The 13,118-nt window shown below is 65.7% G+C and carries 15 protein-coding genes; 8 read left to right on the top strand and 7 right to left on the bottom strand.

The annotated features are described in order from the left end of the window. Positions 1–199: 199 nt before the first annotated feature. The 4 genes from NCR37_RS07650 (at position 200) to NCR37_RS07635 (ending at position 4,449) form a co-directional block, all read left to right on the top strand. The gene (locus NCR37_RS07650) at positions 200–733 is read left to right on the top strand and encodes a GNAT family N-acetyltransferase (RefSeq protein ID WP_250472478.1); all 534 of its coding nucleotides are present in this window, start codon (positions 200–202) and stop codon (positions 731–733) included. 126 nt (positions 734–859) lie between these two features. Continuing rightward, complete coding sequence (locus tag NCR37_RS07645; RefSeq protein ID WP_250472477.1) at positions 860–2,011, top strand: glycosyltransferase family 4 protein; 1,152 nt, start codon at positions 860–862, stop codon at positions 2,009–2,011. 548 nt (positions 2,012–2,559) lie between these two features. Then, a complete protein-coding gene (locus tag NCR37_RS07640) occupies positions 2,560–3,321 on the top strand; it encodes a FadR/GntR family transcriptional regulator (protein WP_175940477.1) in 762 nt (253 codons plus the stop codon). Between the two features lie 156 nt (positions 3,322–3,477). Continuing rightward, a complete protein-coding gene (locus tag NCR37_RS07635) occupies positions 3,478–4,449 on the top strand; it encodes a Gfo/Idh/MocA family protein (RefSeq protein ID WP_250472476.1) in 972 nt (323 codons plus the stop codon). 28 nt (positions 4,450–4,477) lie between these two features. Here the strand turns inward: NCR37_RS07635 and NCR37_RS07630 are convergent, their stop codons facing one another. The 6 genes from NCR37_RS07630 to NCR37_RS07605 form a co-directional block, all read right to left on the bottom strand. Then, a complete protein-coding gene (locus NCR37_RS07630; RefSeq protein ID WP_175940475.1) occupies positions 4,478–5,137 on the bottom strand; it encodes an amino acid ABC transporter permease in 660 nt (219 codons plus the stop codon). Positions 5,138–5,283: 146 nt separating this feature from the next. Continuing rightward, positions 5,284–6,084 (bottom strand): cystine ABC transporter substrate-binding protein, encoded by an 801-nt coding sequence (locus NCR37_RS07625; protein WP_250472475.1) that lies wholly within the window; start codon positions 6,082–6,084, stop codon positions 5,284–5,286. A 114-nt stretch (positions 6,085–6,198) separates the two neighbouring features. After that, on the bottom strand, positions 6,199–7,230 hold the full coding sequence (locus NCR37_RS07620) for a quinone-dependent dihydroorotate dehydrogenase (RefSeq protein WP_250472474.1): 1,032 nt from the start codon (positions 7,228–7,230) through the stop codon (positions 6,199–6,201). Positions 7,231–7,326: 96 nt separating this feature from the next. Next, on the bottom strand, positions 7,327–8,154 hold the full coding sequence (locus NCR37_RS07615) for an arginyltransferase (protein ID WP_250472473.1): 828 nt from the start codon (positions 8,152–8,154) through the stop codon (positions 7,327–7,329). A 132-nt stretch (positions 8,155–8,286) separates the two neighbouring features. Continuing rightward, a complete protein-coding gene (gene aat, locus NCR37_RS07610) occupies positions 8,287–9,027 on the bottom strand; it encodes a leucyl/phenylalanyl-tRNA--protein transferase (protein ID WP_250472472.1) in 741 nt (246 codons plus the stop codon). 16 nt (positions 9,028–9,043) lie between these two features. Further along, positions 9,044–9,589, bottom strand: coding sequence for an NUDIX hydrolase (locus tag NCR37_RS07605; protein ID WP_175940470.1), 546 nt, complete (start codon positions 9,587–9,589; stop codon positions 9,044–9,046). A 193-nt stretch (positions 9,590–9,782) separates the two neighbouring features. Between NCR37_RS07605 and NCR37_RS07600 the strand changes: the two genes are divergently transcribed. From NCR37_RS07600 to moaE, 3 genes are read left to right on the top strand one after another with little or no spacing between them, the layout of a single operon-like run. Beyond that, entirely contained in the window at positions 9,783–11,009 is a 1,227-nt protein-coding gene (locus tag NCR37_RS07600) for a molybdopterin molybdotransferase MoeA (RefSeq protein ID WP_350029053.1), read from the top strand. Positions 11,010–11,022: 13 nt separating this feature from the next. Beyond that, the gene (gene moaD / locus NCR37_RS07595; RefSeq protein WP_250472470.1) at positions 11,023–11,280 is read left to right on the top strand and encodes a molybdopterin converting factor subunit 1; all 258 of its coding nucleotides are present in this window, start codon (positions 11,023–11,025) and stop codon (positions 11,278–11,280) included. A gap of 1 nt (position 11,281) precedes the next feature. Next, positions 11,282–11,755, top strand: coding sequence for a molybdopterin synthase catalytic subunit MoaE (moaE, locus tag NCR37_RS07590; RefSeq protein ID WP_250472469.1), 474 nt, complete (start codon positions 11,282–11,284; stop codon positions 11,753–11,755). A 10-nt stretch (positions 11,756–11,765) separates the two neighbouring features. Here the strand turns inward: moaE and NCR37_RS07585 are convergent, their stop codons facing one another. Continuing rightward, positions 11,766–12,308: a group III truncated hemoglobin gene (locus NCR37_RS07585; RefSeq protein WP_250472468.1), complete on the bottom strand. Its 543-nt coding sequence runs from the start codon at positions 12,306–12,308 to the stop codon at positions 11,766–11,768. A 268-nt stretch (positions 12,309–12,576) separates the two neighbouring features. Here NCR37_RS07585 and NCR37_RS07580 point away from each other — a divergent pair, with 268 nt between their 5' ends. Continuing rightward, positions 12,577–13,068, top strand: a complete 492-nt coding sequence (locus NCR37_RS07580) for an Rrf2 family transcriptional regulator (protein WP_250472467.1) — start codon at positions 12,577–12,579, stop codon at positions 13,066–13,068. The last annotated feature ends 50 nt before the right edge of the window (positions 13,069–13,118 follow it).

Below are 13,118 nucleotides of genomic sequence, written 5' to 3'. Positions count from 1 at the left end.
CGCAGGACTCGATGCGTGTCGTGATGGAGTTCGTGAAGGCGTCCTTTTCCCCGAAGACGCCCTCTTGTGTGGTTGACCTTATTTGACGGGGCCGCAAGCCCTGGAGTCGGTGCGCCCCCGCACTGAAAGCTTGTTTCGCGGGACGTAACGTTCAATCGTCGCAACGCCGGTGAGAAACCGGCAGCAAGGAGAACAACCAATGAATTGGAAGACCCTGGATTTCGAACAGCTCACTGCGCGCGAGCTTTATCTGATTCTGCGTGCGCGCAGTGCGGTGTTCGTCGTCGAGCAATCGCATGTGCATCTCGATGCGGATGGCCGCGATGAAACCGGCGCGCACGTCTTCGCCACCGACGACATGACGCGCCCGATGCCGGTGCTCGCTTACGCCCGCATTCACGAAGGCGATATGGAAGATCCCGAAGTCGTCGTGGACAAGATTCTGACGAGTCCGCTGCGCCGTGGCGATGGCACCGCGCACGCGCTCATCGAACGTGTGCTCAACGTGTGCGCCGAACGTTGGCCGGGCCGCGCCGTGCGCCTCACTGCGCCGGTGAGTCTGCGGGCGTTCTACGAAGCGTTCGGCTTTCGCAAGACGGAAGGACCGTTCCTCGAACACGGCATGCCGTATATCGGTCTGACAAGAAAAAGCCGCACGGCGCGTGAAACGAGCGCCAGCAAGTCGCAGCAAACGGGCGCCAACGCGTTCGCCAATACGTACGAACTGCTTTGAGCCTTGAACGCGCCGCGTGTCCTGCGGCGCGCGCATGTGCAGTACCCGTAGCTCTTCTTCATAACGATAACGAACCGCGCGGCCGGCGTATGCACGCATGCCGGCACGCGCGCAACCGGTACCCTCATGCGAATAGTCCATCTCGCCAACCACGCGCAGATCATCGGCAACGGCACCGTCAACATGATGGTCGATCTCGCATGCATGGAGGCGCGCATGGGACACGACGTGGTCGTCGCTTCGTCGGGCGGGGGCTTCGAGCCGCTGTTGCGGCGCCATGGCATCACGCACATTCCGTTGCAGCAGTCGAGACAGCCCTGGCGCGTGCCGTCGATGATCGCGGGCTTCAATCGTCTCATCGATCGCTTCGATCCCGACATCGTTCACGCGCACATGATGACGGGCGCGCTCATCTCGCGTTTCGGCAGCATGCGACGCCGTTTCGCGCTCGTGACCACCGTGCATCACGAACTGCAGAAGAGCGCGTCGCTCGTGCGCGCCGGCGATCGCATGGTCGCCGTGAGCGATGCCGTCGCGCGTACGCTGGAGGAGCGCGGCATCGGGCGCGAGCGCGTGTCGGTCGTGCTCAACGGCGCAGTCGGCGCGCCGCGGCTCACGTGTCGTCCTGCGGCGCGTCCGGTGCCCATGAAGCGGCCGAGCGTCGTCTGCGTCGCGGGGATGTATCGGCGAAAAGGCATCGCGGATCTTCTGAAAGCCTTCGCGATCGTGCGCGAACAAACGGCGCATCAGCGCGACTTTATCGCGGAGCCGCACCTGTATCTGATCGGCGATGGTCCCGAGCGCGAGTCGATGGAAGCGCTCGCCGCCGAACTCGGGCTGCAATCGGCCGTTCATTTCACGGGCTTCGTGGCCGACCCGCGCCCTTATCTCGCGAACGCCGATGTCTTTGCGCTCCTGTCGCATCAGGACCCGTGTCCGCTCGTGATTGCCGAGGCGCGCGAAGCGGGCTGCGCCATTCTCGCGACGCGCGTGGGCGGCATCCCCGAATTGCTCGATGGCGGCGGCGCGGGCGTGCTCGTCGCGCCGGGCGATCCGGCGCAGGCCGCCGCGAAGCTGCGCTGGCTGCTGCTCGATTCGCAAGCCCGCGGGCAGTATGCGTCGCGCGCGCGGGAAGACATTCAGCGGCTTTCAGTCGAAAGGGTCGGCAGCGAATACGTGGCCATCTACCAGCAGACGCTTGCCGAGCGCGAGTCGCTTCAACGCCGCGATCAGCGCATGCACGCGAGGCGTCCGCGCACCTCCGACGGTGCCATGTAAGCGCCCCCATACGCCGCGCCGAACGATGCGAAGGCGTTTCAAAGCGGCATTCTCATGAACTAAGCACTGCATGAGAATTCAGGTAATCGCGTCATACAATAGCCGCCCCCGCGCGAGCGAGCGTTCGCGTTCGCACAGAAAGCCTACGAGATGCTTGCTCAAATGAGTGCATGAACGGCTGACGCTTTCTGGCCGAAAAAACACACAAAAACGCCGCGCTGCGACGCCGTCATTCATCAGTTTCCCTGAGGAATGACGGCGCCCGCGCGGCGCGAGCACAGGAAATTGAGCGTACGAATACCGCAACGAATGCGGCAACGCGTGCGCAACGATTAGGAACGGCGGCGAGCGCGGGCGGCTCGGGCGCGGCGATCAGAGGGAATACCCTGTCAGGAAATTCCGCACTGGTTTTCGACGCGACGAAGACGCAACGTGTAGTGCGACGAATGGATGTTCGGAAATTCGTCGCCTTGGCCGCCACGGGACGCGTGAGAGCGACGCGCACAGACACACATGGGCTACGGACAGGCGGATAGGGGAGAAGCGTGATGGATGAAAACAAAGAGCGGTCGCTGGTGGCGAAGGTCATGGACGGGCTCGTCTCGGGGATCGTCGAGCAGAAATACGGCGCGATACTGCCGCCGCAAGACATCCTTTCGAAAGAGTTCGACGTGAGCCGCACCGTCATGCGCGAAGCGCTCTCGATGCTGCTCGCCCGTCACATGCTCGACGTGCGGCCGAAAACCGGCACGCGCATCCGGCCGATGAGCGACTGGCGTCTCATCGATGAAGACGTGGTGTCGTGGCGTTTTCGCGCGAAGCCGGATCAGACTTTCTTGCGGGATGTAATCGAATTCCGCATGTTGATCGAGCCGCGCGCCGCCGCGCTCGCCGCTGCGCGCGCGACGCCCGACGAGATCGCCGGCATCCGCGACGCGTTCGATACGCTTTCGCGCCTTCAGGTCGGCGAGCCCGAGTATCAGGCCGCCGACGAAGTGCTGCACACACGCATCGTGGCCGCGAGCGGTAACCAGTTCTTCCGGCAGATGACCGCCATCGTGCGCGGCGCGCTCGTGACGGTGAACCCGATCGTGGACGGTATCGAGTCCGTGCGCGAGGCGACGCTCGCGGCGCAGCGCAGCGTCGTCGAGGCCATCGAGGCGAAGGACCCGGCAGCCGCCGAACGCGCGACGCGCTCGCTCGTCGATCTGGCGGCGGAGGAAGTGGGACGCGCATTCTCGCTCGAACGCATGATTCAGCCGAGCCAGCCGGTCTCGCCGCCGGACGTGAACGCGTCGGCCGGAGCCTGAGCGGTCTTCAGCGCGCTGTCGCTGTCGCTGTCGGCGCGAAGGCGCAGAGCACCTGCATCGTCCGATGAAAGCCGGGCCTCGTGCCCGGCTTTGTCGTTTTCGCGCGGCGCGATCAGGCACAATCCCCGCACGACACACATCCCGGAGGCAACATACATGGAATCGATACGCTGGGGCATCGTCGGCGCGGGGCGCATCGCGCGGCGCTTCGCCGAGAGCCTGCAACACGTCGAGGGCGCGACGCTCGCGGGTGTGTCTTCGCGGCGGCCCGAGTCGGCGCGCGCGCTCGCCGAGCCGTTCGGCGCTGCCGCATTCGATGACTTCGATACCTTGCTCGCGAACATCGACGCGCTCTACGTCGCGACGATGCAGGACAGCCATCCGCACTATGCGTTGCGCGCGTTCGCCGCGGGCAAGCCCGTGCTATGCGAGAAGCCCGCTGCCGTGAACGCGCGCACCTTGCAGCAGATGATCGACGCGGCGCGCGGCGCGAAGGTCCTCTTCATGGAGGCGATGAAGCCGCCGTTCTACCCGCTGTATCGACGCTTGCGCGAGCATTTGCAGGCCGATCCGATCGGCGATATCGGCCTCGTGCGCGCGGGCTGCTCGATGGCGGACGTGCCGGCGGATCATCCGTCGTTTTCGCTGGACGCGGGCGGCGGCGCGTTGCTCGATATCGGCATCTACGAGGCGTTTCTCGCCGTCGACTGGCTCGGCGAGGCGCTCAATGTGCAGACCATCGGTCGCGTCGGCGCGACTGGCGTCGATGTCTTCGCGAGCCTGAACGTGCAGCACGCGCGCGGCATCGCGCAACTTTTCTGCGGAATGGACCTGCAAGGACGCGGCGACGCGCTCATCGGCGGCACCAAAGGCACCGTGGTGATTCACGAGAACTGGTGGAACCCGGCTCGCGCGACCATCGCCTATACGGACGGCCGCAAGGTGGAACTCGACGAGCCGTTTTCGGGCGGTGGCCTCAACTACGAGACCGCGCACTTCTGCGACTTGCTGCGCGCGGGTCTAACCGAAAGCCCGGTGATGCCGCATGTCATGTCGATGCGCATGATGGCGATCATGGACGCCGCGCGGCGCGATCTGGGCGTGCGCTTTCCGTTCGAGGAAGACTGAACGCAAGCCATCGAAGACGCGGGTGCGTTCAATGCCGCCCGGGCAGCGCGAGCCGCCGCTCGAACACGCGTTGCACGACTTCCAGCACGCTGCACAGCAGCCAGTAGACGAAGGCCGCCGCCAGATAGAGCGGCAGCGGCTGATACGTCGCTGCGATCACTTCCTGCGCGCTACGCAAAAGCTCGGTCACGGTGATGACCGACACGAGCGACGTATCCTTGATAAGACTGATGAGGCTGTTCGAAAGACTCGGCACCGCGATGCGCAGCGCCTGCGGCCCGATCACGTAGCGCAGCGTCTGCGTGCGCGACAGGCCGAGACTGTACGCCGCGAGCCATTGCCCGCTGTGAATGCCGAGAATCGCGCCGCGCATGCTTTCCGACAGATACGCCGCCACGTTGGCCGATAGCGCGATGACGCCTGCGGGCGTCGGTTCGAGCGAGATGCCGAGGCTCGGCAAGCCGTAATAGATCACGAAAATCTGCACGAGGAGCGGCGTGCCGCGCATCACGCTGACGTACACGCGGCCGATGCCGACGAGCGCGCGGTTGCGGCTGATGCCCATCAGCGCCAGCACCGTGGCCGCGATGAGGCCGAAGAACATCGAGTACAGCGCGAACTTGATCGTCAGCAGCGCGCCTTGCGCCAGCACTGGCGCCGATTGAACCAGCAGGGAAGTGGTCGACATGAACGGAAAAACGTAAGCGGAAAGCGCGCGGATCGAAACGAAGAACCGGGCGGCGCGCGAAAGCGCACATCATAAACCGGACGCGAAAAAGAGAAGGGCGGCACCGTTAGACGATGCCGCCCGATCATGCGTGCGCAGTCGCGTGCTTACTTCGCCGGCTTCGTCACGTCGATGCCGAACCACTTGTCGGAGATCTTCGCGAACGTGCCGTCCTGTTCGAGCTGGGTCATCGCGTCGTCGATCGCCTTCGCGAACTTCGGATTGCCCTTCTTGAACGGAATGCCCGACGGATTGCCCGCGCCGACGTTCGCGCCCGTGCGCAGCGGCAACTGCGAGTTCTTGAGCAAGTACGCGAGCATCAGGCGGTCGTTGAGCGCGGCGTCCAGACGCCCCGCGGCCAGATCGCGCAGATATTCCGGCGCGCCCGGGTACGTCTTCACGTCGATGCCCGGCACCGACTTCGCCATGTCCATGTAGTTCGTGCCGAGGCCGACGCCGAGCTTCTTGCCCTTCAGATCGTCGAGCGACTTGTAATCACGCTTGTCGTCGGCGCGCTGAATCAGCTGCGCGTTCGAGTACGTGTACGCCGGCGAGAAGTCGAGCGTTTCCTTGCGCTTGTCGGTGATGCCGACCTGGTTCACGATCACGTCGAACTTGCCTGCCTGCAACCCCGCGATGATGCCGCTCCACTCCGTCGTGACGAACTCCGGCTTCACGCCGAGCCTGGCGGCGACGGCTTTCGCGATATCCACGTCGAAGCCGACGAGCTCGCCCGACGGCGCCTTCGAGTTGAAAGGCGGGAACGTGCCTTCCAGACCGACGCGCAGCGTGCCGCGCTGCTTGACCTGATCGAGCAGGTCTTCTGCGTGCGCCGTGGCCGTGACCGCGGTGAACGCCGCGCCGATCAGGCTTGCGGCGACGAGCTTTTTGAGCATGGACAGGTTCATCGTGTTGTTCTCCTCGTGTTGGCAAAGTGGCGCGCCGCTTCTTCCCGCGCCGCGCCCGATAGGTGCGGCATCATAGAGAAACTGCAACCGGCGCGTAAGATCGTTTGCTTATGTCTATATTCTCTGCGCGAGCGACTCGACGCATTCGGTGACGAGCGCCGGCCCGCGATAAATCAGCCCCGTGTAGATCTGCACGAGCGATGCGCCCGCGGCGAGCTTCGCGCGCGCATCCGCGCCGGAGAAGATGCCGCCCACGCCGATGATCGGCACTTCCGTGCCTACTTCCGCGCGCAATTTGCGGATCACTTCGTTGGATGCATCGAACACCGGACGCCCCGACAGGCCGCCCGCTTCGTCGCCGTGCGCCATGCCCGCGACGGCCGTGCGCGAAAGCGTCGTGTTGGTGGCGATCACCCCGTCGATGCGAAGCGCGAGCAGTGTGCCCGCGATCGACTTGATCTGCTCGTCGTCGAGATCGGGCGCGATTTTCAGCGCGAGCGGCACGAGCTTGCCGTGCAGATCGGACAAACGCTGTTGCTTGTCCTTCAGCGCGCCGAGCAGCGCGTCGAGTTCGCCCGCGCCCTGAAGTTGCCGCAGGTTCTTCGTGTTCGGCGACGAAATGTTGATCGTCACGTAGCTCGCGAACGGATACACGCGTTCGAGACAGTACAGATAGTCTTCGGCGGCGCGCTCCATCGGCGTATCCGCGTTCTTGCCGATGTTGAGCCCGAGCACGCCGCGATAACGCGCGGCCTGCACGTTCGCGACGAACTGATCGACGCCGCCGTTGTTGAAGCCCATCCGGTTGATGAGCGCGTCCGCTTCCGGCAAGCGGAAGATGCGCGGGCGCGGATTGCCCGGCTGCGCGCGCGGCGTCACGGTGCCCACTTCGATGAAGCCGAAGCCGAGCGCCGCGAGTCCGTCGATGCACGCGCCGTCTTTGTCCAGTCCCGCCGCGAGTCCGACCGGATTGCTGAACGTGAGGCCCATCACGGTGCGCGGCGAATCGGGACCGCGCTTGCCGAGCACGCCGGCGAGTCCGGTGCGGCCGGCCGCGCGGAGCATGCGCAAGGTCAGGTGATGCGCGTCTTCCGCGTCCATGCGAAAAAGGCGCGAACGCGCGAGCGGGTAGAGAGAACTGAACACGGATGAGCGCCGGCGACGGCGAATTTTTTTAAGACCGCTATTTTAACGGCTTTGTCACGCGCGCCCGGAGCCGGACGAAATGGCCCGTGGACGCCGTTATTTCGGCTGGCCCGGTCCGTTGCCGCGGCCCGGCATCGGCAGGGCGCCGGCCGAGTGCGTCGTCGCGGGGTCGAGCACGGACCAGCGGCCATCGACGAGCCCTTCCAGCGGCCGGAAATTGGCCTTGTACGCCATCTTTTCGCTCTCGCGTATCCAGTAGCCGAGATAGACGTGCGGCAAGTCCAGGCTTCGCGCCTGCTCGATCTGCCACAGGATGTTGAAGGTGCCGTAACTCGTCTTCGGCAAGTCGGGCTCGAAGAACGTGTACACAGACGAGAGCCCGTCGCCCAGAATGTCGATCATGCTGATCATGCGCAGCGCGCCGGGCGCATCCGGAGTGTCCGGCGACGCGGGCTCGCGGAACTCGACGAGCCGCGAGTTGATCCGGCTTTGCAGCAGAAACTGCTCGTATTGGTCGCGGCTGTCGCGGTCCATGCCGCCGCCCGCGTGCCGCGCCGACTGATAGCGCATGTAAAGCGCGTAGTGCTCTTCGTCGTAATGCAGCGGCGCGACGCTCGCGATCAGATTGCCGTGCTGCTTCCACACGCGCCGCTGCGCGCGGTTCGGCGCGAAGCGCGCGACGGGCACGCGTACCGGCACGCAGGCGCGGCAGCCGTCGCAGTACGGGCGATACGTGAAGACGCCCGAGCGCCGGAAGCCCCCCTTGACGAGTTCCGTGTAGACGTCGGAGTTGATCAGGTGGCTGGGCGTCGCGACTTGCGAGCGCGCCACGCGGCCCTCCAGATAACTGCAAGGGTAAGGCGCTGTTGCATAGAATTGCAGCGCGGAAAGCGGTGACAGTGGCAGCTCGTTCGGATGTGTCACTTTGGCGGCTCTCGCAGGCGTCGTCTCTTCGTTGCCGCGTGCGCTTCGCTGTCGGCGAAGGCGTGCGCGGCGGATCGTGCTTGTCTGAGTACTTGCGTCGCAAACGGTGCGCCCGGCGCGGGCTTGGGATGATCAGGGCGCGGCCGTGCCGATGAGGTCGATCAGCACGGACTTGTCGAAGCGCCACGGGATCGGCGCTTCGGCGACCGCGCGGCGCAGATGCGCGACGAACGCGCGGCGAGGAATCTCGCGGCCGCCCAGCGACGCCAGATGCGACGTGTTCTGCTGGCAGTCTATCATCTCTATTTTGTGGCGGCGCAAGTGTCCGACAAGTGCCGCGAGCGCGATTTTCGAGGCATCCGTTTCGTGCGCGAACATGGATTCGCCGAAGAACATGCGCCCGAACGATACGCCATACAGCCCGCCCACGCGCACGCCGTCGCGCCAGGTCTCGATGCTGTGCGCCTCGCCCGCGCGATGCAGCGACGTATAAGCCTCCACGATATCCGCCGTGATCCACGTGCCGCGCTGGCCTTCGCGCGGCGTGTCGGCGCAGGCGCGCATCACGGCGGGAAAGTCGTGGTCCACGCGCACTTCCCATGCATCGTCGCGAAGAACGCGTTTGACCGTCTTGCGCAGCGAATGCGACACCTTGAACTCGGCGGGCACGAGCACCATGCGCGGATCGGGGCTCCACCACAGCACGGGCTGTCCGTCCGAATACCACGGGAAGATGCCGCGCCGGTATGCGTCGACGAGCCGCGAAGGCAGAAGATCGGCGCTCGCGGCGAGCAGGCCCGGCGCGCCGCTCGATGCGCCGAGCGCGCGCTCGACCGGCGGAAACGGATCGTCGTGAGCGAGCCAGGGAACCATGATCGTCCTGCGCCGTTCAACCTTCGCGCAGCGTGCGGAAAATGTCGCCGGTATGCAGCGTGAAGTTGCCGGCGGCGCGGTCGGCGAAGAAAAAGCGCAGCGTCTGGCCGACGGTCGGGAACGCGATCTCGTCCCACGGAATTTCGCTCTCCTCAAAGAGCCGCACTTCCAGACTTTCCTCGCCGGGATCCAGTTCGATATCGAGCAGTCGCGCGAGATAGAACAGATGCACCTGATGCACGTGCGGCACGTTCAGCAGCGTGAAGAGGCTCTGTATTTCGACGCGCGCGCCGGCTTCTTCCAGCGTTTCGCGGGCGGCGCCTTCGCTCGTCGTCTCTTCCATTTCCATGAAGCCGGCGGGCAGCGTCCAGTAGCCGTAGCGCGGCTCGATCGCGCGGCGGCACAGAAGCACCTTGTCGTCCCACACGGGCACGGTGCCCACGACGTTGCGCGGGTTCTGGTAGTGCACGGTGCCGCAGTTGTTGCAGACGAATCGCTCGCGGTTGTCGCCGGGCGGAATGCTCAGGCCGACCTCGTGGCCGCAGACGGAACAGAATTTCATGGAAATGGACGCTGGAAGTGTGCTGCGAGTGTATCACTGGGGCGGGGCAGCTTTCGCGCGCGGCGGCGGGTGTCGGGTGCCGCGCGATGAGTCGCTACAATAGTTGCCAATAGCCTCATTTTTCCATTCCTTCAGCGCGCCGCGCTCCAGCGAAGCCATGTCCTCTCCGTCAGCCGGTTCCTCTCGTCCTCCGATGCTCGCCACAGCCGATGCCCTCGGTCGTCTGCTCGACGCCGCGCGCCCGGTGACGGACACCGAGCGTATCGACACGCTCGACGCGCTCGGGCGCGTGCTCGCCGCCGACGTGACCTCGCCGCTCGACGTCCCGCCGATGCACACGAGCGCGATGGACGGCTACGCGGTCTGCACCGCCGTTCTCGCCGCCGCCAGCGACGCCGCGCCGCTCAAACTGCGCGTCTCGCAGCGCATCCCGGCCGGACACACGGCCGAGCCGCTCGCAGCAGGCACGGCGGCGCGCATTTTCACGGGCGCGACGGTTCCGCCGGGCGCGGATGCCGTCGTGATGCAGGAAATGGCGCAGGCGTCGGACGATGGCACCGTTGCGTTCACGCAGCCGCCCGCTGCCGGCGAATGGATCACGCGGCAGGGCGCGGACATCGAGCGCGGCTCGGTCATTTTGCGCGCCGGCGCGCGGCTGACGCCGCAGGCGCTCGGTCTCGCGGCGTCGGTCGGCTGCGCGGCGCTGGATGTGACGCGGCGCGTGCGCGTCGCGATTTTCTTCACCGGCGACGAACTGCGCATGCCCGGCGAGCCGCTCGCGCCCGGCGCCATCTACAACTCGAACCGCTTCACGCTGCGCGCGCTGCTCGCGAAGCTCGGCTGCGACGTGACGGACTTCGGCATCGTCGCTGACCGGCTCGATGCCACGCGCGACACCCTGCGCCGCGCCGCGCTCGACCACGATCTGATTCTGACGTGCGGCGGCGTTTCCGTCGGCGAGGAAGATCACGTGAAGCCGGCGGTCGAAGCAGAAGGGCGCATCGCCATGTGGCAAATCGCGATGAAGCCGGGCAAGCCGCTCGCGTTCGGCGCGGTCCGGCGCGGCGAAGGCGGGCAGAAGGCGTTTTTCATCGGCTTGCCGGGGAATCCGGTTTCGAGCTTTTGCACGTTCTTGCTCTTCGTGCGGCCGTTCGTGTTGCGGCTCGCGGGCGTCGAGGATGTCGCGCCGCGCGTCTACTCCATGCGCGCCGACTTCACGCAGAAAAAAGGCGACCGGCGCAACGAGTTTCTGCGCGCGCGCGTGAACGACGGCGGCGGCCTCGATCTCTTCCCGAACCAGAGTTCGGCGGTGCTGACGTCCACCGTCTGGGGCGACGGCCTCATCGACAATCCGCCGAATCACGCGATCAGCGCAGGCGAGACGGTACGGTTCATTCCCTTTTCAGAGTTGATGCGGTAAGGAACGAAGTCCCATGAAAGTCGAACTCAGATTTTTTGCGAGCGTGCGCGAGGCGCTGGGCGTCGCGAACGAGACGGTCAGCGTGCCGGATTCGGTCGTCAATGTCGGCGACGTGCGCGCGTGGCTGCGCATGCGCGGCGGCGTGTGGGCCGAGACGCTCGCGGAAGGCCGCGCGCTGCGCATGGCCTGCAATCACGTGATGACGAACGCATCGCAGCGCATCACCGATGGCTGCGAAGTCGCGTTCTTTCCGCCGGTCACGGGTGGCTGACATGGGAAAGCATGCGAAAGTCCGCGTGCAGGAAGCCGATTTCGACATTAGCGCCGAAGTGGCCGCGCTGCGCGCCGACAATCCGAAGGTCGGCGCGGTCGCGTGCTTCGTCGGCACGGTGCGGGATCTGAACGAAGGCAGCGCCGTCGAGACGATGGAACTGGAGCACTATCCGGGCATGACCGAGAAGTCGCTCGAAGCGATTGCCGATCAGGCGCGCGAACGGTGGCGCGGCTCCGACGTGCTCATCGTGCATCGCGTGGGCAAGCTGAAGCCGCTCGATCAGATCGTGCTCGTCGCGACGACGGCGATGCATCGCGCGGAAGCGTTCGAGTCGTGCGCGTTCGTGATGGACTATCTGAAGACGCAGGCGCCGTTCTGGAAGAAGGAAAAGACGGAGCAGGGCGAGCGCTGGGTCGACGCCCGCGAATCCGACGACGCAGCCCTCGCGCGCTGGACGCCGCCTGCGGGTTGAACTACGCGCGTCAGTCTTCGTCGGCCGGCTTGCCGACGAACGTCGCCGGAAACGGTTCGCCTGCCGGGCGCTCGGGGAAACGCGGCTCATCGCGGCCGCCTGTGCGCTGGCGCTTGAGCGCCGCGAGCAGGGCTTCCTGCGCCTCGGGAATCCGGTAGTCCCAGCCGAATTTGCTCAGTTGGAGACTCTGCGCGATGCGCAACGCCGGCTCCATGAACTGCACCGCCGCGGCGGGCTCGTAGCGCGCTTCCACGGTGTTCAGAAACAGCGACAGCCAGCGCGCGAAGTGCTGCGGCTCGATGCCCTCCAGTGGCCGGTGCGCCTCCTGCACGTTCCCCCGATACTGCTTCGAGCCGAGCACGAGGCTCGACCAGAACGTCGTCATCTTCGCGAGATGCTCGTCCCAACGGCCGGTCAGTTGGCGCGCGAAGATCGGGCCGAGCAGCGGATCGTCGTCCACGCGGCGATAAAACGCCTCGACCAGCGCGCGGATATTCGTTTCCGTGGGCTCGCGCTCGCGGGTAATGGCGTGGCTCGTTTCGTCTCGGTTCATGGCTGCAAACAAGTAAATCGTCCGTCAGCGAGCGCGGACAGCGGCGCTAATCTGGCTGACGCAAAACACCCAAGTGGCGCAGAATGTTGAGCAGTGCTCCGGCGCGTGACGGTTCTGTCGCGACTGCCGCGAGCGGATATTAGACCCTGAGACGCTCGCGCGGGCGATGGCCCCGGCCGCCGCGCGGATTTGTCGGCCTCGTGCGCGCGTCGATCGAATCAGCCAAACCGCAGCGTTCTCTTCACTCCGCCGTCCGACGCGCCACGCTATGCGACTGACCGACTACACCGATTATGCGCTGCGTGTCCTGCTGTATCTGTCCGTGCGGCCGGCGCGGCTCTCGACTATTCGCGAGATTTCCGACGCCTACGGCATCTCCAAGAATCACCTGATGAAGATCGTCCAGCAACTCGGCGACCTCGGCTGGGTGGAAACGGTGCGCGGACGTCACGGCGGCCTGCGGCTCGCGGCGCGCTTGCGCGAGCTGACCATTGGCGAGATCGTGCGGGTAACGGAAAACGACTTCGCGCTCGTCGGCTGCTTCGGCGCGCAGACGAGCAGCCGCCATTGCGTGATTCAGCCGGCTTGCCGCCTGCGTGGCGTGCTGGCGGCGGCCCGCGATGCCTTCCTCGCCGAACTCGACAAGCACACGGTCGGCGAATTGTCCGAGCCGCCGAGCGAGCTCGCGCGGCTGCTCGGCATCGCGCCCGGTGATGCTCCGTACGCCACTGCGCTCGTCCCGCGCGCCGCTTCGTCCTGACCGACACTTCCCGCACGATCGAGCGGCGCTGAACGAAACCTGCACAGCGC

Origin of the sequence: Caballeronia sp. GAFFF1 (assembly GCF_023630705.1) — a bacterium.
Taxonomy (GTDB): Bacteria; Pseudomonadota; Gammaproteobacteria; order Burkholderiales; family Burkholderiaceae; genus Caballeronia.
The sequence above is the reverse complement of the archived record's forward strand: the minus strand, read 5'-3'. Positions and strand labels throughout refer to the sequence as shown.